Below are 24,588 nucleotides of genomic sequence, written 5' to 3'. Positions count from 1 at the left end.
GGTTACTTGAAGGGATCTTGGATCGACGGCGCCGATTGCCGGATGCGGCGCACGCTGACCGGGGTGCCGTCGGAGACGAACAGCAACTCGTAGCGCCGGCCCTCGCTGTCGGTGGCCGAGCAGGTGACGTCAGTCACCTTCCTGGCGGCGAAATTGCCGGTCTGGCGGCAGAGCCCGGTGGAGGTCTGCTCGGCCGGCACCGGCAGTCCGTCGACCCTGGGGCGGTCCTTGGAGTTGAGCAGCATGCGGTCGATCGGCAGCTCGTAGGAATTGTCGTCGGCGCGCTTGCCGTTCTCGCCGGAGAACGACACGACGTGGCTGTCGTCGGTGGGATCGTCGACCGCGACGGCGAAATTGACCCGGCCCTTGTCACCGTGGGCGTAGGCCACCGTCTTGCAGGCGAAGGTGCGGCCTGCGACCTTGAAGGTCTTGCAGTGGCCCGACATCAGCGCCAGCAGGTCGATGAAGGCATTCTGCGGCGCCGGCGGATTGTTGACCGGAATTGGTTTGGAAGTCTCGGCAAAACAAGGACTTGCCAAAGCGGCAAGGGTGGCCGTGAAAACAAGGGTCGCGGCCAGCAGCGATCGGCAGAGGCGCATCGGAAGGCTCACGTGCCAGGGAACCATGGACAGGTTCCGCACCATAACCATCGAACCGCACATTGGTTGCGATCCCGTTTGTCCTGCAAGTCCCGCCTGGAATACCACCGCGCCACCCCGACGGCGTTTTGTCCAAATCGCCCAAACCGTCCGCCGGCACTTGCCGTCAGGCCGGTGTTTTTTTCGTGGCGGAACTCAGGCCATCGCCGCCTGCCAGCGCGTATCGCGAAGTGAGGGCCGGCGGTGCAGGCGGGCGTCCAGCAGGGTGCGGGCGCGGGGCAACTCGCCGCTGCGCATGAGTGCGACGATATAGGTGTCCTCGACCAGTTCGCGCTGGGCGTGGCTGCCGCCGATCCGCACGACCTCGGCGAGGGCAGGCGCGAGCGTTTCGACGCATGAGGCGTAGTCTTCGTCCGCGAAGGCCGCCAGCGCGCGGAAGATCGCCGGCACCACGGCGCCGGCCGGCAGCTTGCCCTCGGCGAGCCGCTGCTCGACCACCGCAAGGCGCGCGGTGAGCGCCGCGTGGTTTTGCGTCGCCGCCGCGAACAGCGCCATGTGGACGTCGGCGAAGGACAGGCTCGACTTCGGAAACAGTTTTTGCGCGGCGGTGTCGGCCTCCACCCACAGTGCCTTCGGCACGGTGTGACCGTACGCCGACAGGCGCCACAGCAGCGAGGCGGCGTCGGTGATGACGTTGAGCGGCGGTGCCTGCGTGGCCGTGGGCTGGAGCACGTCGGCATAGATCGCGAGCGCGCGTGTCGCATCGCCATGCTCGAGCGCGCCGAGCGCCTGGTGCCAGCGGATGTGGCCATGCAGGATTCCGGCGCGGTCGTAAGAGGGGATCCACTCGTCGACGAGCCGGTCGGCCGCCTCGATCGAGCCGTCCTCGAACATCGCATGCAGCACCGCATGCGCGGCGTGGGCATTGGCCCGGCGGAGGTCGAAACCGCGTTCGGTCATGGCGCGGCCGCGCGCGACATCGCCATTCTCCGTCATCGCCCAGCCGGCCATGGTCAGGAACCACCAGTCCTCGCCATAATGCTGCGCGAGCCGCTCGCATAGCTCATGCCGCGCGCGGTCGTGGTCGGCCATGCCGGAGAAGGCGAACAGACCGAACGCGCCGAGCGGCAGCGACAGCACCAAGGCATCGCGCGGCCAGCTCTCGACATGCCTTAGCGTGGATGCGATCGCCTCCGGTAGCCGGCCCTCGATCGCAAGCGCCAGCGTCTCGACATGCGAGCGCTCGCGCTCGGTGCCGCGCGTCCTGACCAGCTCGCGCGCGAGCGCCGCCTTGGTCCGCGCCAGATCGCCCTGCTGGTAGAAGGCGTGCACGCGGGCGCGGGCGATATGGGGAAGCGCGAAGTCAGAATCGGCGGCAATGGCGCGCTCCAGCATCTCCGCCATGCCGGTCCAGCCCGCGAGCATGAGGTCGACACCCTCGCGATAGGCGCTTGCGGCCTCGTGCGACATGGTGGAGAGCGGCAGGCCGTAGCGGTCATCAAGCGCCATCGTGATCTCCCGATCTCACGCCGTCCGCGCGCGCCGTCCTTCGATCGGGTAGGCGGGATCGTTGTAGCCCGGCGTCGAGGGATGGCCCGGCACGACCAGCCGGTCGATCAGCGCCTCGTCATCTCCAGTGAAGCGATAGTCGAGCGCGCTGATGTAGCCGTCCCACTGTTCCTCGGTGCGGGGACCTGCGACGATCGAGGAGACGAAGGCGGAGTTAAGCACCCAGGCGACGGCGAACTGGCCGGCGGTGATGCCCTTCTTCTCGGCGTGCGTCTTGATCTCCTGCGTGAGCTGAAGCGATTCCGGCCGCCATTCGGTCTGCATCATGCGGGTGTCGTTGCGGCCCGCGCGCGTCTCCTTGTCGGGGGCGGCATCCGGCTTGTACTTGCCGGTGAGAACGCCGCGCGCCAGCGGGCTGTAGGGCACGATACCGAGGCCGTAATAGGAGCAGGCCGGAAAGTGCTCGACCTCGGGCATGCGGTTCATCGCGTTGTAATAAGGCTGGCTCACCGCGGGCCGGTCGATGCCGAGGCGGTCGCAGATGTTGCAGATCTCGGCAACGCGCCAGGCGCGGTAGTTCGACACGCCGAAATAGCGCACCTTGCCGGCGCGGATCAAATCGCCCATCGCGCGCACCGTCTCTTCCAGCGGCGTCGCATGGTCTTCCTTGTGCAGATAGTAGATGTCGATGTGGTCGGTGCCGAGCCGCGTCAGGCTTTCGTCGGCGGCCTGCAGCACCCAGCGCCGCGACAGGCCAGCGCGATTGGGATCGTCGCCCATCCCAGTGTTCATGGGGTTGGCAAGCTTGGTGGCGAGCACCCAGGCGTGACGGTTGCTGGCAATGGCGCGCCCCACGACTTCCTCGGAGCCGCCCTTGGAATAGGCGTCCGCGGTGTCGATGAAATTGATCCCGGCATCCCGCGCCTTGGCGATGATCCGTTTTGACGTGGCTTCATCGGTCGGCCCGCCGAACATCATGGTGCCCAAACAGATCGGCGACACTTTCAGGCCGCTACGGCCGAGCTGGCGGTATTGCATGGGCTATCCTCGATATCTTTATGGAGCGCAGCATAGCCAGCTACAGCCGTCATTGCGAGCGCAGCGAAGCAATCCAGAACTGCATCCGCGGAAGGATTCTGGATTGCTTCGTCGCAAGAGCTCCTCGCAATGACGCATGGCGGAAACTGCTCGCTATACTCACAACTGTCATCGCCCGACTTGATCGGGCGATCCAGTATTCCAGAGACGGCTGTGATTGAGCCGGGAGGCCGCGGCGTACTGGGTCGCCCGGTCAAGCCGGGCGACGACGGCGGAGTGTGTGGTCGGCAGCAATGGCGGCCTGACCGCGAGCCTATCCCGGCCCCTTCAGAATCTTGAACACGCCATTCGCCATCACGATGCAGCGGCCATCCACTGTCACCTCCGTGCTCATGAAGATCAGGCTGCGCGTCGAGCGCACCACGCGCGGGCGGGAGATCAGGATGTCGCCGATCTGGCCGGCCTCGACGAAATGGGTGTCGAGCTGCACCGTCGCCATGAACTCCTTGCCGGATGTGTAGCGGGCGGTCATGCCGCAGGTGCGGTCGGCGAAGGTCATCATCACGCCGCCCTGGACCATGCCGCGGCGGTTGTGGTGCTTGTCCTCGGTCGCGAGCGCGAATTCATAATGGCCGTCGACCTTGCGCTCCCACAGGGGGCCGATCAGGTGCATGAAGCCCGTGGTCTGAAGGATGGTCCAGCCGTCTGATTTGAGCCTTGCGGCGGCCTTGTTGGTCATCTCGTCGTCCATTCCTGTGCAGGCCTTGCGTTCTCGTTTCATCGGGGCCGGACGTGGTGTAGTCAAGCATCATGAGACCGTTCGACGATGCCACACGGCGGAATATCGCGAATGCCTGCGCGGCCTTCATGCGGCTGCCGGCGGGTGAAGCGCCGACGACGCTGAAGCGTGCCGCGGTGGCGGTTGCGCTGACGGCGAGCGAGGACGATGACACCGCATTCCTGCTCACGCTGCGCGCATCACATCTGCGCGCCCATCGCGGCCAATGGGCGCTGCCGGGCGGCCGCTGCGACGCCGGCGAGACGCCGGTCGAGGCGGCCCTGCGCGAACTCGACGAGGAGCTTGGCCTGCGCCTCACCGGCGCGGAGGTGCTCGGCACGCTCGACGATTATCCGACCCGCTCCGGCTATCTGATCACGCCGGTGGTGGTGTGGGCCTCGGGCGGCACCGCGATCAGGCCGAACCCGGACGAGGTGGCTTCGGTCCATCGCATTGCGCTCGACACCATCGAGCGCGACGACGCCTTCGACTTCGTCGCCATCCCCGAAAGCGCGCGCCGCGTCATTCGCTTCCATCACCAGGAAAGCCTGATCCACGCGCCGACGGCGGCGCTGATCTACCAGTTCCGCGAGGTGCTTGCGGGCCGGCACACCCGCGTGGCGGAGCTGGAACAGCCGGTGTTCGCCTGGAAGTGACGCAAGAGACGAAAAAAGAGGTAAACGGCGCGTTAACGTGACGGTTACCGGATGCCTGCTAAGAGGGCAGCATGCATCATTCGATTCGCAATAGCTTCGCGCTGGTTCCACTTGCGCTCGTCCTGCTCGCGCCCGCCGCGCGTGGCGGCGAGGCCGACGCGCTGCCGCCCGCCGTTCGCGATGCCAACGCGCAGCTGCTGTCGCAATTCTTCGCGCAGGGTGGCGCCTCGCCGGCCGTGCTCGAATATCGCCGCAAGCTTGCGGAATATCAGGCGGCGCGCGCGGCCTTCGACGCCGAGGCCGGCGCCTATTGGAGCCAGATCTCGGAGAAGCGGAAAGGCCGCAACGCCAAGCGGCGCAGCGGGCAGCAAGTGACGCTCGATGATTACGTGCTGGAGCATCCGCCGCTCTATAACGGGCCGAAGAAGCCGGTGAATCCGGAGCCGGAGGAAACGCCGGACCGTCCCGCCAAAAAGCCGATCCCGGTGGTCGCCGATTTCCTGCGCGCGGCGCAGGAGCTCTACCAGTTCACGCCGCAGCGCCCGGCGAGCGAGGTCGAGTTCAAGCGCGCCTATGCGCGCTACGCGCTCGCCTCCGGGCTGACGCGCGAGCAGGCCGTGCGGGTCTATTCGTTCGAGACCGGGGGCACCGGCAGCCACGACGTTCAGGCGGGAATCGAGCATGGCGGCAAGCGCGCGATCTCGACCGCGATGGGCTACAACCAGCTCCTGACCACCAACAGCGTCGAGCTGCTGGCCGAGCAGGGCCACGAACTCATTCGCGCGCTCTCCGAGAAGGTGGCGCGGACATCAGGACCGGCGCGCCAGTCGCTCGAGCACAAGCTCGTCGTGCTGAAGAAAATGGTGGCCCATGCGAAGTCGGTGCCCGACACCTGGTCGGAGCACGAGAAGATCGGCAACACCGCGCAGGGCTGGGCCATGCATGCGATGGTGCTCGACATTGATGTCGGTCCGATGCTGCAGACCCACAAGCTCCTGACCTCGGTGCTGTTCGCCCGCGCCAAGGGCTACACCCGTCCGCTGACCGCGGCCGAGCTCGAGATGATGAACCTCACCGGCGACGGCACCGGGCTCGACATGGTGACGATGCCGCAGGCGATGCGCGAGCAGGTGCCGACCTCGAACTTCTTCCAGCGCGGCGGCTACGAGCGCAACCCGGTCGCGATCCGCCACAACACGGTCGCCAAGCTGCTGGCGGTGACGGACGATCGGATGGATTCGAACAGCGGCAAACCCGGTGCAAGGGAATTGGCGGGGGCGTTTTAGCTCTTAGCCCTGCCACATCCTCCGCTGTCATGCCCCGGCTTGACCGGGGCATCCAGTACGCTGCGGCCTCTCGATTCAATCACAATGGCCTCTGGAATACTGGATCACCCGCTTTCGCGGGTGATGACACCGAGTGTGGCGGCTCTGTCGCCCGTCGCCGCACCTACTGATCCGGCCCGAACTTGAACTTGCCGTCGCCTTCCAGATAGGGGCCGCTGCGCATGTAGAGCTGGCCGTTGTGGCCGATGAAGAACAGCGTGCCTCTCGGGACCTTCTTGGCGCCCTTCAGGAGCTCGCCGGCGTTGCTGGTGCCCATCTTGTAGGAAAGGGTCTTGCCTTCCTTGTCATAGGCGTAGCCGGTGTCGGGCTTGAGCTCCCACGGCGTTGCCGGGGCTTGCGCGAAAGCGGACCCGGCGAATGCGCCGAGCGTTATGAGTGCAACCGAAACAACTGCAAATGTCTTCATTGAAAATGCCATGATCCCATCCTCCCCGTCGTTGGGGCACTGGGCTTGAACAAATCACGAACGGTATATCCGGGTCAATTTGCGAAAGCGCCGCAGCGCATCACGTCTGGCCCAGCAGTTTGTGATTTTCCCTTCGTCCCCTCGCGACTATGTTCCGCTTTCCGTCTAGAACGCAACTCGACAAAATTAGGGGTGGGGATGATTCGGATGCGCCATGTGATTAAACTTTGCTGGGCTGCTGCATTGTCGTTGACGGCGCTGGCGCCGGCCGCCCGGGCCGATGATTACCAGCTCAGCCACAACCAGAGGATTTCGTGCAGCCGCGGCCTTGCCCCGGGCAAGCTGAACACGGCGACCTGCAAGTCCTACACCTATCTCTTCAACACCAAGACCTCGGAATATTTCCGCTGCCAGGTCTCGCTGGCGCTGACGCGCGACAACAAGGAAGTCATCAACGTCCAGACCGACGGCGGCTGCATCAAGAAGCCGCGCATCTTCGAGACCGACGGCAAGTATGATTTCGACGCGACCGAGACCGAGCCGCCGAACACCAATTCGTTCTTCGGCCCGGGCGGCTATTCGGTGTGGGCCGCCGATGTCGGCGCGCAGAAGGTGCGCGGCTGCATCATCATCTCGTCCGGCCTCGGTTCCGACATCTCCAAGTGCCTGGACATGACGTTCCAGTGAGGGGGAGCTCGATCGCCTCGTAGGTGGTGCGCTCCCTCCCCCGCCTGCGGGGGAGGGTTGGGGAGAGGGTGTCTCCGCAATGGGACAATTCCCTAGAGGAGAGAACCCTCACCCGCGCCTTCGGCGCGACCTCTCCCGCAAGCGGGAGAGGCGACCGAGCCAGCGGCACCAGCGTTCGATCCTCATGTGAGGTCGCTCGTTCTTCGCTGCGCCACGTCGCCGCAGCCGCAGGTTCCCAAAAATCGAGCCTGACCGGCCGTTTACCGCAGCCCAGCTTTATCTTTTGGATGGGTTGACCCGCATCCCTCATCCGGCCAATTTCGCCGCCGGTTTGGGGAGTACAACAACCATGAAACGGACTATCTTCGGCGCGGCCGCGGCTCTTGCTCTGGCGGCGTCGGCACCTTGCGCGCAGGCGCAATCCTTCATCAACGTGCTGACCGGCGGCACCTCCGGGGTCTATTATCCGCTCGGCGTCGCGATCGGGAAGATCTACGGCGACAAGATTCCGAACGTGAAGACGCAGGTGCAGGCCACCAAGGCGTCGGTCGAGAATTTGATCCTGCTGCAGCAGGGCCGCGGCGAGCTGGCGTTCACGCTCGGCGACTCGCTCAAGGCCGCCTGGGACGGCGAGGAGGAAGCGGGCTTCAAGTCCAAGCTCGACAAGCTCAGGACCATCGGCGCGATCTATCCGAACTACATCCAGATCGTCGCCACCACCGAGTCCGGTATCAAGACGCTGGCGGACCTCAAGGGCAAGAGCCTCTCGGTCGGCGCGCCCAAGTCGGGGACCGAGCTCAATTCGCGCGCGATCCTCGGCGCCGCGGGCATGACCTACAAGGATCTCGGCAAGGTCGAATATCTGCCGTTCGCCGAATCCGTCGACCTCATGAAGAACCGCCAGCTTGCGGCCACGCTGCAATCGGCCGGTCTCGGCGTCGCCTCGCTGAAGGACCTTTCGACCTCGAGCCCGATCACGGTGGTGTCGGTGCCGAAGGAGACCGTCGACAAGATCGGCCCGCCCTTCGTCTCCGCGATCATTCCGGCCAACACCTATACCGGCCAGGACAAGGACGTGCCGACTGCGGCCGTGATCAACTATCTCGTCACGAGCTCCGCGGTGTCGGACGATCTTGCCTATCAGATGACCAAGCTGATCTACGACTCGCTGCCGGAATTGCAGAATGCGCATGCCGCCGGCAAGGAGATCAAGCTCGAGACCGCCGCGACAGGCAGCCCGGTTCCGCTGCACCCCGGCGCGATCCGCTATTACAAGGAAAAAGGGCTGATCAAGTAATTCCATCCGGTGTCGTTCCGAGGCGGCTCGCCAGAGCCGAACCCGGAATCTCGAGATTCCGGGTTCGATGCTCCGCATCGCCCCGGAATGACGGTGGAGAGATTGTTCGCGCATGCCCGGGATAAGCCCGGGCATGACGTTTTTTGGGTCCTGTGCCAATGCTATCGCGGCATGGACAGGCTGAGGACGAATAAGATGCTGGAAAAGGCAGAGGGCGCCGCAGCTGCGCCCGACAAGGTCAAGGTCGAGTTCGACAATTTCGAGCACGGTTTTCCGGAAGGCTTCGGCCCGGGCTGGTGGGGCGCGCTCGCCTACTGGATCGGCATCGCCTTCGCCACCTTCCAGCTCTATGTCGCCGCCTTCAACTATCTGCCGAGCCAGGTGGTGCGCGGCGTCCATGTCGGCTTCCTCGTTCTCCTCACCTTCGGCCTGATCGCCAACTTCACGGCGAAGAGCAATGCCGGCCGTGCGCTCGGCTGGGTGATCGGCGGCGCCGGATTCCTGTGCGGGCTCTACCAGTGGATCTTCTACGCCGATTTGATCGCGCGCGACGGCGACCCGACGCGGCTTGATCTCGTGGTCGGCACGGTGCTGGCGGTGCTGATCTTCGAGGGCACGCGGCGCCTGATGGGCGCGGCGCTGCCGCTGATGTGCGGCGCCTGCCTCGTCTATTGGTTCTTCGGTCAGTACCTGCCGTCGCCGCTCAACCATCGCGGCTACGATTTCGACCAGATCGTCACGCATCTGTCGTTCGGCACCGAGGGCTTCTACGGCGTGCCGATCTACGTGTCGGCGACCTACATCTTCCTGTTCATCCTGTTCGGTTCGTTCCTGGAGCGCGCCGGCATGATCCAGCTGTTCACCGACGTCTCGCTCGGCCTGTTCGGCCGCACCCGCGGGGGACCTGCGAAAGTTGCGGTGTTCGCCTCGGGCATGATGGGCACGATCTCCGGCTCTGGCGTCGCCAATGTCGTGACCGTCGGCCAGTTCACGATTCCCTTGATGATCAGGTTCGGCTATCGCCGCGCCTTCGCCGCCGGCGTCGAGGCCACGGCTTCGATGGGTGGGCAGATCATGCCGCCGGTCATGGGCGCGGTCGCCTTCATCATGGCCGAGACGCTCGGCGTGCAATATTCCGAGATCGTCAAGGCGGCGGCCATTCCCGCGATCCTCTATTTCGCGTCCGCGTTCTGGATGGTGCATCTGGAAGCCGGCAAGCATGGGCTCGTCGGCATGAGGCGCTCGGAAATCCCGAGCGCCTGGAGGGCGCTGGTGACGCGCTGGTACCTCGTGCTGCCGCTTGCGGCCCTCGTCTACATGCTGTTCGAGGGCTTTACGCCGCTCTATGCCGGCAGCATGGGCCTCGCGCTGACGGTAGCGCTGATCCTCGGCACCGCCATCACCACGGGCGCCTCCTCGAACGTGATCCGCACCATCTTCTGGATCGGCCTTGCGCTCCTCGTCGCCGCGCTGTCGCGTGACGGCCTCAAGATCGTGCCGGTCGCCAGCGTCGTGGTCGGGCTGATCGTGATCACCGCCTTCGTGCGCGGCGGCCTTGCGGCGCTGCGGGCCTGCCGCGACGCGCTGGCCGAGAGCGCCAAATCCGCCATCACCGTCGGCATGGCCTGCGCCATCGTCGGCGTCATCATCGGCATGATGTCGCAGACCGGGGTCGGCACCATCTTCGGCGGCTGGGTGATCGGGCTCGGCGAGAAGAGCCTGTTCCTGGCGCTGATCATGACCATGCTGCTGTCGATCCTGCTCGGCACCGGCATCCCGACCATCCCGACCTACATCATCACCGCCGCGCTCGCGGCACCTGCGCTGGCCAAACTCGGCGTGCCCTTGATCGCGAGCCACATGTTCGCGTTCTACTACGGCATCATGGCCGACCTCTCGCCGCCGGTGGCGCTCGCTGCGCTCGCGGCGGCGCCGATCGCCAAGGAGAACCCGGACAAGATCGGCTGGGAGGCGATGCGCATCGCACTGGCCGGCTACGTCATCCCCTTCATCTTCGTCTATTCCCCGGCCTTGATGCTGCAAGCCGGCGACCCCATGGCGGCAAAACTCGGCTTCTATGGTGCGGTCGCGCTCGCGACCGTCAAGGCTTTGGTGGCGATCGGCCTGTTCGGCATGGTCGCGATCGGCTTCCTGTTCACCCGGCTGACGCTGATCGAGCGCCTGGTCGCGCTCGGCGCCGCGTTCTGCCTGCTCGGCGAATTCCCGTTCAGCGACATCGCGGGCTTCGTGCTCGCTGCGGCGCTCGCGCTGTGGCAATGGCGGCAGCGCCCGCCTGTAACGGTCGAGGCGGTGTGAGCCTCTGCTTCGCAACGGCTTTCGGCGTGAAGGCGCTGGCGCTGTCGGCGTTCACGCTGGTCTGGACGCATTCGATCGCGAAAGTCGACTGGCAGGAGGATTGGCGCGTCACCCCCGCCGGTCTCGAACTGGTGCAGGCCCGCGTCAAGGGCACCGGCCCCGGCATGGAGCCGCCGCCCGAGGCGCGGCTGGTCGACGGCTGGTTTCAGTGGCAGCCGAAGCGCGCAGCCATGCAGGAGGTCGTGCTCGGCAATTCGGGCGCGGCCGGCGAATGGCGGCTGTGCCATGATGGAAGCTGCCGGACGCTGTCGGAGATTGTCGGGCATCCCATTGGTGCTAACGTCACCACGATGAAGATCTGCAACGATCCGTAGCCTGGATATCGCTGCGCTCATCCAGGCTACAAGAACAACAACAAAGGAGACACATGATGGATCGGCTCAAGGGCAAGGTTGCGATGGTGGTGGGGGCCGGCTCGATCGGACCGGGCTGGGGCAACGGCAAGGCGACCGCGGTGACCTTCGCGCGCGAGGGCGCGCAGGTGTTTTGCGTCGACCGCAATGGCGCTGCGGCCGAAGAGACCGCGAAGATCATCACCGGCGAGGGCGGCAAGGCGACCGCGTTCACCGCCGACGTGTCCCGTGCGAGCGAGGTCGAGGCGATGGTGGCGGCGTGCCTGCAGGCCTATGGCCGCATCGACGTGCTCGACAACAATGTCGGCATCGCCGAGATGGGCAGCGTGGTCGAGGTGACCGAGGAGAGCTGGGACCGCGTCTTCAGCGTCAATCTCAAGAGCGCCTATTTCGCCATGAAGCACGTCATTCCCGTCATGGTGAAGCAGGGCGGCGGCTCGATCATCAACATCTCCTCGATCGCCTCGATCCGCCACATGGGCATCTCCTACGTCACCTACGGCACCTCGAAGGCGGCGATGAACCAGATGACGCGCACCACCGCGATCGAGTTCGCGCGCCACCATGTCCGCGTCAACGCGATCCTGCCCGGCCTGATGAAGACGCCGATGGTCGAGCACTCCGCAGGTCTTGCGAGCAGCTACGCCAAGGGCGATGTCGAGGCGATGTGGCGCGCGCGCGATGCGCAGGTGCCGATGGGCCACATGGGCGATGCCTTCGACGTCGCCAACGCCGCGCTGTTTCTGGCGTCCGACGAGTCGAAATATGTGACGGGGATCGAGCTTGTGGTCGACGGCGGGATCACGTGCAAGGCGGGGGCGTAGGCGCCGCCTCACGCTTCACTGTCGTCCCGGACAAGCGCAGCGCAGATCCGGGACCCATAACCGCAGGACGTGGTTTGGCGAAGACTCGCGGTGACCAGCTCACCAAGGTAACTACTCCCTGTGGTTATGGGTCCCGGGTTCGCGCTTCGCGCGCCCCGGGATGACAGCGGAGTGTTTGGCGACCTACTGCGCCAGCGCCAATATCCCGCCAGCGAATGAATGCCACGCGGCCGTCTCGCTGATCGGCCAGTTCAAGACCTTCACCGCCAGCAGCGCGAGCGTGCCATAGATGTAGACCGGATGCACACGGCCTTCGGTGCGCCAGTCGCGCACCATGGCGACGACGAGCAGGAGCGATGCGAGGACGGCGGGCGCGATCGTCACCGGCACCGGCGGCGGGCCGGGTGGCCCGGGAGGCGCCAGGAAGGTCAGGAACCAGCGCGCGATCGCGGCATCGAGGATCGAGACCGCGGCGAGCAGCATCAGGCGCTTGTGAATCTCTGCTCTGCGGGTGTTCATGATCGCGAGCACGAACACCACGGCGAAGAACGCGATCCCGCTCATCGGCACGATCGAGAAGCCGATGCCGGCCTCGCGCTGCCCGGCGGAGTGCTGCATCACGTGCACGGAGGCGAGGAAGCCGAAGATCGTCATCGCGGTTGCGAGCGAGACGCCGGCGATGCCGAGCGAGCGATGATTGACCACGCGGCCCGAGGCCGCGAGCCAGGTCTGAAGCACGAAATAGACAGACCAGGTGAAGAACAAGAGTCCGTGAAAGTGAATCACGGGGCTTGCGGACAACGCACCGTGGGCGAGCGGCACCCAATAGGTCGGCGCGAAACCGAGAAAAGCTGTGGCCGCGCAGGCCAGGGCCATGTGGAGATAAAAATATCGTGCAGGCGACGCATCTCGCGCGCGTACACGACGGTCGTCGGTCAGGGTCGTCATCAGGAATGAGTCTGGGGAGGTGGGGTTTGGTTCAAACCGTCGTCGTCCCGGGGGCGCGCGTAGCGCGAGCCCGGGACCCATAACCACAGGATTGTGTTTGGCGAAGATTTGGAGTTGCCAACCTCGTGTCACGACGACGTCCTGTGGTTATGGGTCCCGGATCTGCGCGCGCTTGGGGCGCGCTTGTCCGGGACGACACCGAGTTTGTGGCTGCGCTACCTCATCCCCCCGCGCTCAATTCTGCGCGATCGAGCTCCTCTTCGAGCCGGTGGAAGGCATCGTCGCCGATCACCTCGGTGGCGCGGAGCTCGAAGATCGATTTGCGCGCGGCCGCGATGGCGCGGCGGCGCAGGGGATCGGCGGGCAGCTCGCCACTGGCGATGCCGCCGTTGGGATCGGTCCCGGCCTGCATCAGGATGGCGCGATATTCCAGCCGCAGGATCTCGGCCTCCTCGGACGGATCGCTCTCGATCGCATCGAGCGCGGCACGATAGGCGACGGCGCGGGCGCGCGCGACCTCGGTGCCGACGGGATCGTCGTCCTTGAGGCCGAACGCCAGGATCAGCGGCCGCAACGTCAGGCCCTGGATCACCAGCGATCCCAGCACCACCGCAAAGGCGATGAAGACGATGAAGTCGCGATAGGGAAAGGTTTCCGGCAAGGCAAAAGCGGTGGCGAGCGTGACGAGGCCGCGCATGCCGCACCAGGAGATGATGAGGCCGCCCTTGGGCGATGCGACGGCCCTGGGATCCTTCGGATGGTAGATCCCCTGCGCGACCAGCACGCGCAAGGTCGTGCGATAGAACGTCACCCAGGCGAGGCGTACCAGGATCACCGTCAGCAGGATCCAGCCAGCGGCCACGCAATATTCCCAGCGCACGTCCGCATCCAGCCGCGTCCAGATCGGCCGCATCTGCATGCCGATCAGCATGAAGGCGAGCACGTTGAGCACGAACACCATCGTTTCCCACACCGCATAGGACGGCACCCGCAGCCGTGCCGGCATACGCGCCCCTGCCGTACGCGCCATGGTGATGGCGTAGACGACGATGGTGAGAATGCCGGAGAGGCCGAGATGCTCCGCGGCGATCCAGACCATGAAGGTGGTGGCGAACTGCACGATGATCGCGCTCGGTGCTTCCTTGACCCGTTCCAGGAGCAGCGGGATGATGTAGCCCGCGAGCAGGCCGGCGACGACGCTGCCGACCAGCGCGAGCGCCATCGTCGGCGCGACCTGGCTCCATGACAGATGCTCGGTGGCGACGGCCCCGACCGCGATGCGGTAGATCAGGAGCGCGCTCGCGTCGTTGAGCAGGCTTTCGCCCTCCAGGACTTTCACCATGCGGTGCGGCAGCTTGACCTGGCTCAGGATCGCAACCGCGGCGGCCGCATCGGGCGGCGCCACGATGGCGCCGAGCGCAATTGCGGCGGCCCACGGCATGTCGGGCATCAGCCGGTGCGCGACGAAGGCGACGCCGGCCGTGGTCAGGCCGACCGCGGCGACGACCAGGGTCGAGACCGGAACCCAATTGTTGCGCAGATCGCGCAGCGAGGTGTCGAAGGCGGCATCGAGCAGCACCGGTGCGACAAAAAGCGCCAAGGCCAGGTCCGGCTCCAGCGCCCAGGACGGGCTGGACGGCACGAAGGCGATCAGCGCGCCGCCGATGGCCAGAAAGGTCGGGTAGGGGACCTTGATCCGCCGCGCCAGCGCCGATAAGGCAACGGCGCCGAGCAGAAGCGCGATGATCCATTCGAATGTCGACACGATGATCCCCGAAGCCGGTCTGAGCGGCGCCACAAGCTAGCACCAATCCGGCCGTATGATGGATAGTACGGCCCCGAGGCAAGATCTAAAGGCAAGACTTAAGGCAAGTCCGAAAGCAAGACTTCCAACTGCAACGAGCATGTGTTTTCAAAAACTCATTCAACTGTCAGGTGCCGTATTGTTTTGCGCGCTGTCGCTCGGTGCCGCCCAGGCTGCGACCGGCGGCGAGCCGGCTGCGGTGATCCAGGTCGATGTCGCCTCATGCCTCGCGGCGACCGCGGCCGATGACATGGACAAGGTGGCCACGGCCTGCGCCGGCGTGATCGACAATGAGAAGACGGCGAAGGCGGATCTGATCAAGGCGCTGATCGCGCGCGCCGCGTTCTATGCGCGCCACGACCAGGTCGACCGCGCCATCGCCGACGACAGCCGCGCTCTTTCGCTCGACCCTGCGCTCGCCGACATCTGGAACGCGCGCGGCGAGCTCTGGCTGAGGAAGGGCGACAAGCCCAAGGCGGTGCAGGATTTCGGCGCGGCCCTGAAGATCGATCCGAACCACGAGAAGGCCAAGGCCAATCACAAGGCGATGGCGCGCGAGATCGAGCGGATCGGCGCGCAGATGGCGGTCGCCGGCAAGCCCAGCTTCAATTGCAGGCGTGCGGCCCGGGCGGTGGAGAAGGCGATCTGCGGCAACCGCGAGCTCGCCGATCTCGATCGCGAGATCTTTGCATCGAATGCCCGGGTGATCCGGGAGGCGCGCAATCCGGCGGAAGCGAAGAACCTCCAGCGCGAGCAGGATGAGTTCATTGCCCGCCGCAATGCCGGTTACGGCCGGGCGGGGTATGATCTGAAGAAGGCGATGCAGGAGCGACTGCAACGACTCAACGGGGTAGACGGATATTAGGCCCGTTGCGTCACGAGAGTTCGTCGACAGTGGCGAATTGAACCCATCCTCTTTCTGCCGCGACAATGGTGAAAACCTGACGTCACGGAGCCCTCTGCCATGTGCGGCACGCATTCTTCCGCGCAAGCGCCTTCGCTTGCCAAAACCTCGCTTCGCGCCTTTCTTCTCGGGGCGGCGGTGAGCCTCGTCCTGGCGGCCCCCGCCTCGGCGGGCACCGATTGCGTGACGGGCAGCAAGGCTGCTCCTGCGGAGCTGATCCCCGCCTGCACCGTCATCATCGACCAGGGCGCAAGTCCCGCGTCCGACCGCGCCGCGGCGCTGCTGGTTCGTGCCGACGCCAACGCGCGGACTTCGGGCGGCCTTACGCAAGCCCTGCGGGATATCGACCGCGCCATTGCAATCGACGGCAAGAATGCGAAGGCCTGGCGCCTGCGCGGCGACCTCTTGCGCGAGGCCGGCGGCGATCTCAACCGCGCGGCGGCCGACCTCAGCAAGGCGATCGAGCTCGATCCGCAGGATGCGGAGGCTTACGAGTTGCGCGGTGTCGTGTACACCACCCAGCGCAGGCTTGATCGTGCGCTCTCTGATTGCGACCATGCGATCAAGCTGAAGCCGGATGATGCACAGGCATGGTCCGACCGCGGCGTGAACTACTATCTCGGCGGCGACAACGAGAAGGCGATCAAGGATCTCAGCGAGGCGCTGCGGCTCGATCCAAACCGTCCCCGCACCTACACCAACCGCGGCGCCGCATACAAGAAGCTCGGCCAGCTCGACAAGGCGGTGGCCGACGACGGCGAGGCGATCAGGCTCGATCCGAAGGTGCCCGAATACTTTGACAACCGCGGGCTCACCTATGCGGCCATGAAAGAGTACGACAAGGCGATCGCCGATTACGACCAGGCGCTGCGCCTCGCGCCCCGGCCGAACTTCTTCACCAACCGCGGCGATTCCTACCAGTTCAAGGGTGAGTTCGGAGCGGCGCTTGGTGACTACGAGGCTGCGCTGAAGCTCGATCCGAATTTCGCGCTGACCTACAACAATCGCGCCGTGCTCTACAAGAAGATGGGCGAGCGCAAGAAGGCGCTGGCCGACTACGAGACGGCGCTCAAGCTCGATCCCGGCAACGAGAACGCTGCCAATGGCCGTCGCAGCATGATCGCGGAGATCGCGAAATTCGGCGATGAGCCGCCCCGGGCGCTGAATGCGGCTTCCGGCAATGGTCCGTCCTTCGCATGCGCGAGCGCCAAGCGCGAGGTCGAGAAGGTGATCTGCGCCGATCCGGAGCTGGGCGTGCTCGACCGCCAGATCGCCGAGACCTACGAGCGCGTGCTGAAGTCGGCGGGCAAGCGCTCGGCCGGCGAGCTGCGCAGGACCCAGCGCGATTTCCTTAGCCTCCGCAACGCCAGCTTCGGCCGGCCGGGCTATGATCTGAAGAAGGTCATGCAGGAGCGGTTGCAGAAGCTGAACGCGACGGAGAGCTGAGGAGCGTTGGAGAAGCCGAAGTCGCGCGGTGGCTCGGTCACCTCTCCCGCTTGCGGGACAGGTCGCCGCGATCGAAGAGCGCGGCGGGTGAGGGCTTTTTCCTCTTGGAGACCGCCTGCTAAAGCCTCGGGCGGTCCCGACGCGGAGGCACCCCCACCCCAACCCTCTCAGCGCGAGCGAAGCTCGTCGCGGCCCCGCATCCGCCTTCGCCAAGGCTTCGGCGGACAAGAGCGGGAGAAGGAGCGCAGCGCCGATGCCGCGCGAACTCTTTGCCTCTCCACCAAAAGGCCCATCCTTTTCAGCTTGAACCGCGGCCCGTTCCCGGGAAAATACCTCTCAAACAAGGCCGACACTTGATCCGGGTCATGGCGGGGCGACCGTCCTGCCGCAAGGTTCGAGGTCAGGCCGATAAAGGTAACGGGAGCGCGGGAATGAACATCCAGGGCAAGAGCAGTTATCACGAGGTCCATGCGCGCTCGCTGGCCGATCCAGAAGGCTTCTGGGCCGAGGCCGCGAAAGAGATCGACTGGATCGAGCCGCCGAAGACCATCTTCGACCCCTCGCAAGGGACCTACGGCCGCTGGTTCGCCGGCGGCGTCGTCAATACCTGCTACAACGCGCTCGACCGCCATGTCGAAGGCGGGCGCGCCGACCAGGTCGCGCTGATCCACGATTCGCCGCTCGCGGGCAGCGTCACCAAGCTCACCTATGCCGAACTGCTGAACGAGGTGCAGGCGCTTGGCGCCATCATGCAGGATTTCGGCGTCGCCAAGGGCGACCGCGTCATCCTCTATATGCCGATGGTGCCGGAGGCCGTGGTCGCGATGCTCGCCTGCGCGCGGATCGGCGCGGTGCACTCCGTGGTGTTCGGCGGCTTTGCAGCGAAGGAGCTCGCCACCCGCATCGACGACGCGCAGCCGAAACTCATTCTCTCCGCAAGCTGCGGCATCGAGCCCGGCCGCATCGTGCAGTACAAGCCGCTGCTCGACGAGGCGATCAAGCTGGCCGGCAGCAAGCCGAAGGCCTGCATCGTGCTGCAACGTCCGCAGCTCACTTGCGACCTGGCCCCGGGCCGCGACTACGATTGGGCGAGCCTGCGCCGCAAGGCGCTGAACGACGGCAAGAAGGCACCCTGCGCGGCTGTTGCCGCGACCGATCCGCTCTACATCCTCTACACCTCGGGCACCACGGGCATCCCGAAGGGCGTCGTGCGCGACAATGGCGGCCATCTCGTCGCGGTGAAATGGTCGATGTTCAACCTCTATGGCGTCAAACCGGGCGAGGTGTGGTGGTGTGGCTCCGACATCGGCTGGGTGGTCGGCCACAGCTACATCGTCTACGGGCCGCTGCTGCACGGCGCGACGACGATCATGTATGAGGGCAAGCCGGTCGGCACCCCCGACGCCGGCGCGTTCTGGCGCGTGATCGCCGAGCACAAGGCGGTCGCGTTCTTCACGGCGCCGACCGCGTTCCGCGCGATCCGGAAGGACGATCCGGAAGGAAAGTTCATCCGGCAATACGACCTGTCGAAATTCCGCACCTTGTTCCTCGCCGGCGAGCGTGCCGATCCGCCGACGGTCGAATGGGCGGAGCAGCAGCTGAAGGTGCCGGTGATCGACCATTGGTGGCAGACCGAGACCGGCTGGTGCATCGCCGGCAACCCGGTCGGGCTCGGCATGCTGCCGGTGAAGCACGGCTCGCCGACGGTGCCGATGCCGGGCTACCAGGTCGACGTGGTCGACGAAGCGGCGAAACCGGTGGCGCCCAATACCATGGGCTCGATCGTCATCAAGCTGCCGATGCCGCCGGGCTGCCTGCCGACGCTGTGGAATCAGGATGCGCGCTTCAAGGAGGCTTATCTCAGCGAATTCCCCGGCTATTACAAAACCTCGGATGCCGGCTACAAGGACGAGGACGGCTATGTCTTCGTCATGGGCCGCACCGACGACATCATCAACGTCGCCGGCCATCGGCTCTCCACCGGCGGCATGGAGGAGATCCTGGCCTCGCATCCCGATGTTGCCGAATGTGCCGTGCTCGGCGTCAAGGACGCGATCAAGGGCGAGGTGCCCTGCGGCTTCCTGGTGCTCAAGGCCGGCGTGAAGCGTGCGCCCGCCGAGATCGAGAAGGAGATCATCGCGCTGGTGCGCGACAAGCTCGGCCCGGTCGCCGCCTTCAAGCTCGCAATCACCGTCGGCCGCCTGCCCAAGACGCGCTCCGGCAAGATCCTGCGCGGCACCATCAAGAAGATCGCCGACGGCGAGTCCTGGACCATGCCGGCGACGATCGAGGATCCCAAGGCGCTCGACGAGATCGGGGAGGCGCTGAAGGGGCGGGTGTGAGGCGAATCTGGTCTGTCATTCCGGGTTCGATGCTTCGCATCGCCCCGGTATGACGGTGTTGCCGACTTACAATCTCCTCATTCCGCGCTAAACAGGGCCGGCCAATAGGGGACCTCGTATGCCACTTGCCGCCGCGCCGCGCCTGCTTGCAGCTGTGCTGCTCGCCATCGCTCTTTCCGCCTGCTCCGCGCGCTACCAGACGCCGGTGGCGGTGGGCGGTGACGATGACGACGCGGTCTGCCTGAGCCGGGGCAATGCGCAAGGCTCGCCGGAATACGTGGCCTGCCGCAAGGATCGCGACGTTCAGCGCAACGCCGCCACCGCCCGTGCCGATCGCCGCCAGCGCGACCTCGGCGAATACATGCTGAACCATCCCGAGCGACCCTGAGGTGAGGTGCGGCATTATCCTGCCGCGCCGCGCACCCCGCATTCGCTGTTCCCGTGACAGATCTGCAACGCTGCGGCCAAATCGTGGCGGCCTTTGCCTGAATTGATCGAAGTCAAATCCCTCGGTACCCCCTTTCTGCTCTGACGCTCATGTCGCGCAACGACGCGCGAGAGAAGGCTGAAGGGGATTGAAATGCAGAGAACGACGAGAAACCTGGCGCGGCTTGCGACGGTTGGCGCGATGCTCGCGGGCACGTTTGCATCGGTGCAGGCTGCCGATTTGCCGGTTTACAAGAAGGCGCCGCCGCCGGTGGAGGCGTTCAATCCGTGGATGGTGCGCCTGCGCGTGCTCGGCGTGTTGCCGGATGCCGGCGGCTCGACCGTCAATGTCGCGGGCGTGCCCTCGCTGTCCTCGCCGAATTCCGGCCTCTCGATCAGCGACCAGGTCGTCCCCGAGCTCGACATCAGCTACTTCTTCACCAAGAACATCGCGGCCGAACTGATCCTCGGCGTGACCCGGCACTCGATCAGCGGCACCGGCTCGCTCGCGAACCTGCCGATCGGCAAGACCACGCTGCTGCCGCCGACGCTGACGCTGCAATATCACTTCGACCAGTTCGGCGCGTTCAAGCCGTATGTCGGCGCCGGCGTGAACTACACCGTGTTCTTCAACAATTCCGCGGCCAATTCGCCTGCCGCAATCGTCGGTCCGCCCGCGATCGTCGCCACCACCACCAACCTGCATGTCAGCAACGCCTGGGGCGGCGCCGTGCAGTTCGGCTTCGACTACATGATCGACCGGCACTGGGGTCTCAACGTCGACGTCAAGAAGCTCTGGCTGCGTCCGGATTACAGCGCGACCGTCTCCGGCCTGCCGGTCACCGGCACCGCGCATATCGATCCGTGGCTGGTCGGCGCCGGCGTGACGTACAAGTTCTGAGGAGCGCTCGCATAGAGCAACGAATTCCGCTGTCGTCCCGGCGAACGCCGGGACCCATACCGCGGAAGCTATCGATAGAAAGCGATAGCAGTACCGAACGACGAGTCTTCGCCAAACCTCTCCCTGGGGCTATGGGTCCCCGCGTTCGCGGGGACGACCACCGGGAGAGGGGGACAAAACAAAAGCGCGGCAGGTTTTCCTGCCGCGCTTTTTGCGTTTGAAGCGAACGGAAGAGAGAGAGGACTACTGCTCCTCGTCTTCCTGTTTCTTGCCGCCGAGCGTCTTCAGCTTGGCGAACACGGCGTCGAGGTTGAGGTCGTCGCTCGATCGCTCGGCCGGCTCGAACTCGTCCTTCTTGGTGGTCTCGGAGGCCGGCAGCAGCGTGGCGCCGCCATAGGCGGCGTCGATCGGCTTCTCCTTGGCCGCGCGCGCCACCTCGAAATCGAGCTCGATCTGCGAGCAGAGGCCGAGGGTGACGGGGTCGATCGGGGTCAGCTGGGAGGTGTTCCAGTGGGTCCGGTCCCGCACGCTCGCGATGGTGCTCTTGGTGGTGCCGACCAGGCGCATGATCTGGGCATCCTTGAGCTCGGCATGGTTGCGCAGCAGCCAGAGGATGGCGCTCGGACGTTCGTGGCGGCGCGAGACCGGGGTGTAGCGCGGGCCCTTGCGCTTGGGCTGGGGCGGCAGCACCACCTTGCTCTCCTGGAGGCGGAGCCGATAATCCGGATTCCTCTCGCCCTTCTCGATCTCCTCGCGGGTCAGCTGGCCGTTGGAGAGGGGATCCATGCCCTTGATGCCCTGGGCAGCGTCGCCGTCGGCGATCGCGCGCACCTCGAGGGGGTGCATCTTGGTGAAATCGGCGACCTGGTCGAAGGTCAGCGCGGTGTTGTCGAGCAGCCAGACGGCGGTCGCCTTGGGCATCAGAGGTGCGTTGCTCATGGCAAATCTCCTTTGTGCTTCGCCCACCCCTCTGGAGGCGAAACCGGTGGTCATCAGCGATGACTGGGAATTCGCGCTATATAAGCCCGGAGGGGGTAGCCACGCAATGGTTCTGCTATAGATAGTGCCTTGACAGCGCCCGAAAGGGGGCCCAATTCCCTGTAAGCCCGTACCCAAGCCCTATTCCATCCATCGACCGCTTCCCGCCCATTTGGCGAGGTGATTCGGTCCCGAGATCGCTCAATGTCAGCCAAACCAGACCTCAAGATCGTGCTTTGTTCTCCCCGTGGCTTCTGCGCCGGGGTGGTCCGGGCGATCGACACCGTGGAACGCGCGCTCGATAAGTACGGCGCCCCCGTCTATGTTCGCCATGAGATTGTGCACAACAAATATGTCGTCGACGGGTTGAAAAAGAAGGGCGCCATCTTCGTCGAGGAGCTCGCCGAAATCCCGGAAAACACCAGCGCGCCGGTGGTGTTCTCGGCCCACGGCGTGCCGAAATCGGTTCCGGCCGACGCCCAGTCCCGCAATCTGTTCTCGCTGGATGCGACCTGCCCGCTGGTGACCAAGGTGCACCGCGAGGCGGCGATCCACTTCAAGCGTGGCCGCGAGATCTTCCTGATCGGCCACTCCCATCACCCCGAGGTGGTCGGCACGCTCGGCCAGCTTCCGACCGGTGCCGTGACCCTGATCGAGACCGCCGAGGACGCCAAGACGATCAGTCCGCAGGACCCCAACAACCTCGCCTTCGTGACCCAGACCACGCTGTCGATCGACGACACCGCGGAGATCGTGGCGCTGCTGAAGGAGCGCTTCCCGAACATCAACGGGCCGCACAAGGAAGACATCTGCTACGCCACCACCAACCGCCAGCTCGCGGTGAAGAAGGTGGCGCCGGTGGTCGACGCGCTCATCGTCGTCGGTGCCCCCAATTCGTCGAACTCGCAGCGCCTGCGCGAGGTCGCCGAGCGCGAGGGCTGCCGGATCGCGGTGCTGGCGCAGCGCGCCACCGACCTCGACTGGGACAAGTTCGGCAACATTTCGAGCCTCGGCATCACCGCGGGCGCCTCCGCGCCGGAAGTGATCGTCGAGGAGATCATGGACGCCTTCGCCGAGCGCTTCACGCTGCATGTGGAGACGGTCTCGGCCGCGGAGGAGAACGAGTTCTTCCCGCTGCCGCGTCAGGTGCGCCCTGAAGCCGCCGCCGAGTAGACTTTTATGGCGGTCTACACCGACGTTGCCGCCGACGAGCTTGCGGATTTCCTGAAACAATACGATCTCGGCGAATTGCTCTCCTACAAGGGCATCGCCGAGGGCGTCGAGAACACCAACTTCCTGCTGCATACGACCGAGGGCTCGTTCATCCTCACGCTCTACGAGAAGCGTGTGGCGAAGAACGACCTGCCGTTCTTCCTCGCCCTGATGACGCATCTGGCCGAGCACGGCATCAACTGCCCACTGCCGGTGAAGGGAAGAGACGGCGAGGCGTTGCGCGAGCTGTCGGGGCGTCCCGCGGCGATCATCACCTTTCTCGAAGGCATGTGGCCGCGCAAGCCGAACGTGGCTCATTGCGCCGGCGTCGGTGCGGCGCTGGCGAAGATGCATCTGGCCGGCGCGAATTTTGCGATCAAGCGCGCCAATGCGCTGTCGGTCGCGGGCTGGCGGCCGCTGTTCGATGCGGCGTCAAGCCGTGCCGACGAGGTGCAGCCGGGCCTGCGCGCGTTCCTGGCGGCCGAGCTCGACTATCTCTCGAGCGGGATCTGGCCGAGCAATCTGCCGGAGGGCGTGATCCACGCCGACCTCTTCAACGACAACGTCTTCTTCCTCGGCGACCAGCTCTCGGGAATCATCGACTTCACCTTCGCCTGCAACGACATGCTGGCCTATGACGTCGCGATCTGCCTCAACGCGTGGTGCTTCGAGCCGGATCATTCCTTCAACGTCACCAAGGCGCGCGCCTTCCTCAATGCCTATGGCCGCGTGCGCAAGCTGAGTGAGGCCGAGGAGGCGGCGCTGCCGCTGCTGGCGCGGGGTGCTGCGATCCGCTTCCTGCTGACGCGGCTGGTCGACTGGCTCAACGTGCCCGAAGGCGCGCTGGTCAAGCCGAAGGATCCGCAGGAATATGTCCGCAAGCTGCGCTTCCACCAGAGCGTGACGAGCGTACGCGATTACGGGCTGATGCCGTCAGGATTGGTCGCGTGAGCGAGCTTCCCAATGTCACGATCTATACCGATGGCGCCTGCTCGGGAAATCCCGGGCCGGGCGGCTGGGGCGCGATCCTGAAGTTCGGCGACAAGGAAAAAGAGCTGAACGGCGGCGAGCGCCACACCACCAACAACCAGATGGAGCTGATGGCGGCGATCTCGGCGCTCGAAGCGCTGAAGAAGCCGTGCACGGTCGATCTCTACACCGACAGCCAGTATGTCCGGCAGGGCATCACCGGCTGGATTCATGGCTGGAAGCGCAATGGCTGGCGCACCGCCGACAAGAAGCCGGTGAAGAACGTCGAGCTATGGCAGCGGCTCGATGCCGCGCTGAAGCAGCACGAGGTCCGCTGGCACTGGGTCAAGGGCCATGCCGGCCACCCCGAGAACGAGCGTGCCGATCAGCTGGCGCGCGACGGGATCGTGAAGGCAAGGCTGCAGCAGCGGCTGGCGGAGTAGGCGACGCGCTATCGGCGTCGCCCGGTTTCGTAGGGTAGGCAAAGCGACTTGTCCGCCGTAGCTCGAAGAGCGAAGGCGGAAGCGTGCCCACGGCTTCTTCTCAATCAAGGACAGATCGTGGGCACGGCGCTGGCGCGCCTTTGCCCACCCGATTGCACTTCCGCCGTGGCCCGCGCTCCACCCTCAACTGTCATCGCCCGGCTTGATGTTTAGACCGGAGACATAGCTGACGCCTGTTCGGACACATCACTGACAGGTTGGCCATTGGTCAAGTCGATAGATGCGACCTGCCAGCTGGCAAAGAAGACGCCGTATTGGCCGTCGCAGTTGAGCGGCCTGATGGCGA

23 protein-coding genes and 1 pseudogene are annotated in these 24,588 nt (G+C 65.3%); 15 read left to right on the top strand and 9 right to left on the bottom strand.

Annotated elements, in window-relative coordinates:
* Window positions 1-2: 2 nt before the first annotated feature.
* The 4 genes from AABA84_RS28275 to AABA84_RS28260 form a co-directional block, all read right to left on the bottom strand.
* A complete protein-coding gene (locus AABA84_RS28275) occupies window positions 3-599 on the bottom strand; it encodes a hypothetical protein (protein WP_212245964.1) in 597 nt (198 codons plus the stop codon).
* Between the two features lie 195 nt (window positions 600-794).
* Window positions 795-2,108 (bottom strand): tetratricopeptide repeat protein, encoded by a 1,314-nt coding sequence (locus tag AABA84_RS28270; RefSeq protein ID WP_338313796.1) that lies wholly within the window; start codon window positions 2,106-2,108, stop codon window positions 795-797.
* A 15-nt stretch (window positions 2,109-2,123) separates the two neighbouring features.
* Entirely contained in the window at window positions 2,124-3,146 is a 1,023-nt protein-coding gene (locus AABA84_RS28265; RefSeq protein WP_338313795.1) for an aldo/keto reductase, read from the bottom strand.
* A gap of 313 nt (window positions 3,147-3,459) precedes the next feature.
* Complete coding sequence (locus tag AABA84_RS28260) at window positions 3,460-3,885, bottom strand: PaaI family thioesterase (RefSeq protein ID WP_338313794.1); 426 nt, start codon at window positions 3,883-3,885, stop codon at window positions 3,460-3,462.
* 71 nt (window positions 3,886-3,956) lie between these two features.
* On the opposite strand from AABA84_RS28260, the gene AABA84_RS28255 reads away from it, so the two are divergent.
* Together AABA84_RS28255 and AABA84_RS28250 are read left to right on the top strand one after the other, a co-directional pair.
* Complete coding sequence (locus AABA84_RS28255) at window positions 3,957-4,580, top strand: NUDIX hydrolase (protein WP_338313793.1); 624 nt, start codon at window positions 3,957-3,959, stop codon at window positions 4,578-4,580.
* A gap of 71 nt (window positions 4,581-4,651) precedes the next feature.
* Entirely contained in the window at window positions 4,652-5,866 is a 1,215-nt protein-coding gene (locus AABA84_RS28250; protein ID WP_338305768.1) for a hypothetical protein, read from the top strand.
* A 163-nt stretch (window positions 5,867-6,029) separates the two neighbouring features.
* On the opposite strand, the gene AABA84_RS28245 is transcribed toward AABA84_RS28250, so the two are convergent.
* Window positions 6,030-6,344 (bottom strand): hypothetical protein, encoded by a 315-nt coding sequence (locus AABA84_RS28245; RefSeq protein WP_338313792.1) that lies wholly within the window; start codon window positions 6,342-6,344, stop codon window positions 6,030-6,032.
* Between the two features lie 195 nt (window positions 6,345-6,539).
* On the opposite strand from AABA84_RS28245, the gene AABA84_RS28240 reads away from it, so the two are divergent.
* From AABA84_RS28240 to AABA84_RS28220, 5 genes are all read left to right on the top strand, one after another.
* The gene (locus AABA84_RS28240) at window positions 6,540-7,019 is read left to right on the top strand and encodes a hypothetical protein (protein ID WP_338305767.1); all 480 of its coding nucleotides are present in this window, start codon (window positions 6,540-6,542) and stop codon (window positions 7,017-7,019) included.
* A gap of 349 nt (window positions 7,020-7,368) precedes the next feature.
* Window positions 7,369-8,316 carry a TAXI family TRAP transporter solute-binding subunit gene (locus AABA84_RS28235; RefSeq protein WP_338305766.1) on the top strand — a complete coding sequence of 316 codons (948 nt, stop codon included), beginning with the start codon at window positions 7,369-7,371 and terminating at the stop codon, window positions 8,314-8,316.
* 195 nt (window positions 8,317-8,511) lie between these two features.
* Window positions 8,512-10,632, top strand: a complete 2,121-nt coding sequence (locus AABA84_RS28230) for a TRAP transporter permease (RefSeq protein ID WP_338313791.1) — start codon at window positions 8,512-8,514, stop codon at window positions 10,630-10,632.
* A complete protein-coding gene (locus AABA84_RS28225; RefSeq protein ID WP_212245954.1) occupies window positions 10,593-11,006 on the top strand; it encodes a DUF1850 domain-containing protein in 414 nt (137 codons plus the stop codon). Before AABA84_RS28230 ends, AABA84_RS28225 begins: the two co-directional genes overlap by 40 nt.
* Before the next feature lie 56 nt (window positions 11,007-11,062).
* The gene (locus tag AABA84_RS28220; protein ID WP_212245953.1) at window positions 11,063-11,869 is read left to right on the top strand and encodes an SDR family NAD(P)-dependent oxidoreductase; all 807 of its coding nucleotides are present in this window, start codon (window positions 11,063-11,065) and stop codon (window positions 11,867-11,869) included.
* Window positions 11,870-12,052: 183 nt separating this feature from the next.
* Here the strand turns inward: AABA84_RS28220 and AABA84_RS28215 are convergent, their stop codons facing one another.
* The gene (locus AABA84_RS28215; RefSeq protein ID WP_338313790.1) at window positions 12,053-12,817 is read right to left on the bottom strand and encodes a hypothetical protein; all 765 of its coding nucleotides are present in this window, start codon (window positions 12,815-12,817) and stop codon (window positions 12,053-12,055) included.
* A 220-nt stretch (window positions 12,818-13,037) separates the two neighbouring features.
* Window positions 13,038-14,582 carry a cation:proton antiporter gene (locus AABA84_RS28210; RefSeq protein WP_445083426.1) on the bottom strand — a complete coding sequence of 515 codons (1,545 nt, stop codon included), beginning with the start codon at window positions 14,580-14,582 and terminating at the stop codon, window positions 13,038-13,040.
* Between the two features lie 139 nt (window positions 14,583-14,721).
* Here AABA84_RS28210 and AABA84_RS28205 point away from each other — a divergent pair, with 139 nt between their 5' ends.
* The 5 genes from AABA84_RS28205 (at window position 14,722) to AABA84_RS28185 (ending at window position 20,640) form a co-directional block, all read left to right on the top strand.
* Window positions 14,722-15,486: a tetratricopeptide repeat protein gene (locus AABA84_RS28205; protein WP_338313788.1), complete on the top strand. Its 765-nt coding sequence runs from the start codon at window positions 14,722-14,724 to the stop codon at window positions 15,484-15,486.
* A 99-nt stretch (window positions 15,487-15,585) separates the two neighbouring features.
* On the top strand, window positions 15,586-16,971 hold the full coding sequence (locus AABA84_RS28200; RefSeq protein WP_338313787.1) for a tetratricopeptide repeat protein: 1,386 nt from the start codon (window positions 15,586-15,588) through the stop codon (window positions 16,969-16,971).
* A gap of 431 nt (window positions 16,972-17,402) precedes the next feature.
* Entirely contained in the window at window positions 17,403-19,313 is a 1,911-nt protein-coding gene (locus tag AABA84_RS28195) for a propionyl-CoA synthetase (protein ID WP_212245948.1), read from the top strand.
* A gap of 118 nt (window positions 19,314-19,431) precedes the next feature.
* The gene (locus AABA84_RS28190; protein WP_212245937.1) at window positions 19,432-19,701 is read left to right on the top strand and encodes a hypothetical protein; all 270 of its coding nucleotides are present in this window, start codon (window positions 19,432-19,434) and stop codon (window positions 19,699-19,701) included.
* A 192-nt stretch (window positions 19,702-19,893) separates the two neighbouring features.
* Window positions 19,894-20,640: an OmpW/AlkL family protein gene (locus AABA84_RS28185; protein WP_338305762.1), complete on the top strand. Its 747-nt coding sequence runs from the start codon at window positions 19,894-19,896 to the stop codon at window positions 20,638-20,640.
* A gap of 243 nt (window positions 20,641-20,883) precedes the next feature.
* Here AABA84_RS28185 and AABA84_RS28180 read toward each other — a convergent pair whose 3' ends face one another.
* Complete coding sequence (locus AABA84_RS28180) at window positions 20,884-21,579, bottom strand: DUF1013 domain-containing protein (RefSeq protein ID WP_212245935.1); 696 nt, start codon at window positions 21,577-21,579, stop codon at window positions 20,884-20,886.
* 243 nt (window positions 21,580-21,822) lie between these two features.
* Here AABA84_RS28180 and ispH point away from each other — a divergent pair, with 243 nt between their 5' ends.
* From ispH to rnhA, 3 genes are read left to right on the top strand one after another with little or no spacing between them, the layout of a single operon-like run.
* Entirely contained in the window at window positions 21,823-22,791 is a 969-nt protein-coding gene (ispH, locus tag AABA84_RS28175; protein ID WP_212245933.1) for a 4-hydroxy-3-methylbut-2-enyl diphosphate reductase, read from the top strand.
* 6 nt (window positions 22,792-22,797) lie between these two features.
* Window positions 22,798-23,781 (top strand): homoserine kinase, encoded by a 984-nt coding sequence (locus AABA84_RS28170; protein ID WP_338313786.1) that lies wholly within the window; start codon window positions 22,798-22,800, stop codon window positions 23,779-23,781.
* Complete coding sequence (rnhA, locus tag AABA84_RS28165; protein WP_038948865.1) at window positions 23,778-24,242, top strand: ribonuclease HI; 465 nt, start codon at window positions 23,778-23,780, stop codon at window positions 24,240-24,242. Before AABA84_RS28170 ends, rnhA begins: the two co-directional genes overlap by 4 nt.
* Before the next feature lie 209 nt (window positions 24,243-24,451).
* On the opposite strand, the pseudogene AABA84_RS28160 reads toward rnhA, so the two are convergent.
* Window positions 24,452-24,588 (bottom strand): annotated as a pseudogene (locus AABA84_RS28160) (IS481 family transposase); the annotation flags it as partial.

This window comes from Bradyrhizobium sp. TM239, assembly GCF_036247985.1.
In the GTDB taxonomy this organism is placed as follows: domain Bacteria; phylum Pseudomonadota; class Alphaproteobacteria; order Rhizobiales; family Xanthobacteraceae; genus Bradyrhizobium; species Bradyrhizobium ottawaense.
Note: the sequence above shows the minus strand (reverse complement) of the source record. Positions and strands in the feature narration are given on the sequence as shown.

What these genes read in the sequence shown, in the direction of transcription:
- AABA84_RS28275 (WP_212245964.1), bottom strand. Translation starts at nt 599, where the DNA reads ATGCGCCTCTGCCGATCGCTGCTGGCCGCGACCCTTGTTTTCACGGCC.
- AABA84_RS28270 (WP_338313796.1), bottom strand. Translation starts at nt 2,108, where the DNA reads ATGGCGCTTGATGACCGCTACGGCCTGCCGCTCTCCACCATGTCGCAC.
- AABA84_RS28265 (WP_338313795.1), bottom strand. Translation starts at nt 3,146, where the DNA reads ATGCAATACCGCCAGCTCGGCCGTAGCGGCCTGAAAGTGTCGCCGATC.
- AABA84_RS28260 (WP_338313794.1), bottom strand. Translation starts at nt 3,885, where the DNA reads ATGACCAACAAGGCCGCCGCAAGGCTCAAATCAGACGGCTGGACCATC.
- AABA84_RS28255 (WP_338313793.1), top strand. Translation starts at nt 3,957, where the DNA reads ATGAGACCGTTCGACGATGCCACACGGCGGAATATCGCGAATGCCTGC.
- AABA84_RS28250 (WP_338305768.1), top strand. Translation starts at nt 4,652, where the DNA reads ATGCATCATTCGATTCGCAATAGCTTCGCGCTGGTTCCACTTGCGCTC.
- AABA84_RS28245 (WP_338313792.1), bottom strand. Translation starts at nt 6,344, where the DNA reads ATGGCATTTTCAATGAAGACATTTGCAGTTGTTTCGGTTGCACTCATA.
- AABA84_RS28240 (WP_338305767.1), top strand. Translation starts at nt 6,540, where the DNA reads ATGCGCCATGTGATTAAACTTTGCTGGGCTGCTGCATTGTCGTTGACG.
- AABA84_RS28235 (WP_338305766.1), top strand. Translation starts at nt 7,369, where the DNA reads ATGAAACGGACTATCTTCGGCGCGGCCGCGGCTCTTGCTCTGGCGGCG.
- AABA84_RS28230 (WP_338313791.1), top strand. Translation starts at nt 8,512, where the DNA reads ATGCTGGAAAAGGCAGAGGGCGCCGCAGCTGCGCCCGACAAGGTCAAG.
- AABA84_RS28225 (WP_212245954.1), top strand. Translation starts at nt 10,593, where the DNA reads ATGGCGGCAGCGCCCGCCTGTAACGGTCGAGGCGGTGTGAGCCTCTGC.
- AABA84_RS28220 (WP_212245953.1), top strand. Translation starts at nt 11,063, where the DNA reads ATGGATCGGCTCAAGGGCAAGGTTGCGATGGTGGTGGGGGCCGGCTCG.
- AABA84_RS28215 (WP_338313790.1), bottom strand. Translation starts at nt 12,817, where the DNA reads ATGACGACCCTGACCGACGACCGTCGTGTACGCGCGCGAGATGCGTCG.
- AABA84_RS28205 (WP_338313788.1), top strand. Translation starts at nt 14,722, where the DNA reads ATGTGTTTTCAAAAACTCATTCAACTGTCAGGTGCCGTATTGTTTTGC.
- AABA84_RS28200 (WP_338313787.1), top strand. Translation starts at nt 15,586, where the DNA reads ATGTGCGGCACGCATTCTTCCGCGCAAGCGCCTTCGCTTGCCAAAACC.
- AABA84_RS28195 (WP_212245948.1), top strand. Translation starts at nt 17,403, where the DNA reads ATGAACATCCAGGGCAAGAGCAGTTATCACGAGGTCCATGCGCGCTCG.
- AABA84_RS28190 (WP_212245937.1), top strand. Translation starts at nt 19,432, where the DNA reads ATGCCACTTGCCGCCGCGCCGCGCCTGCTTGCAGCTGTGCTGCTCGCC.
- AABA84_RS28185 (WP_338305762.1), top strand. Translation starts at nt 19,894, where the DNA reads ATGCAGAGAACGACGAGAAACCTGGCGCGGCTTGCGACGGTTGGCGCG.
- AABA84_RS28180 (WP_212245935.1), bottom strand. Translation starts at nt 21,579, where the DNA reads ATGAGCAACGCACCTCTGATGCCCAAGGCGACCGCCGTCTGGCTGCTC.
- ispH (WP_212245933.1), top strand. Translation starts at nt 21,823, where the DNA reads ATGTCAGCCAAACCAGACCTCAAGATCGTGCTTTGTTCTCCCCGTGGC.
- AABA84_RS28170 (WP_338313786.1), top strand. Translation starts at nt 22,798, where the DNA reads ATGGCGGTCTACACCGACGTTGCCGCCGACGAGCTTGCGGATTTCCTG.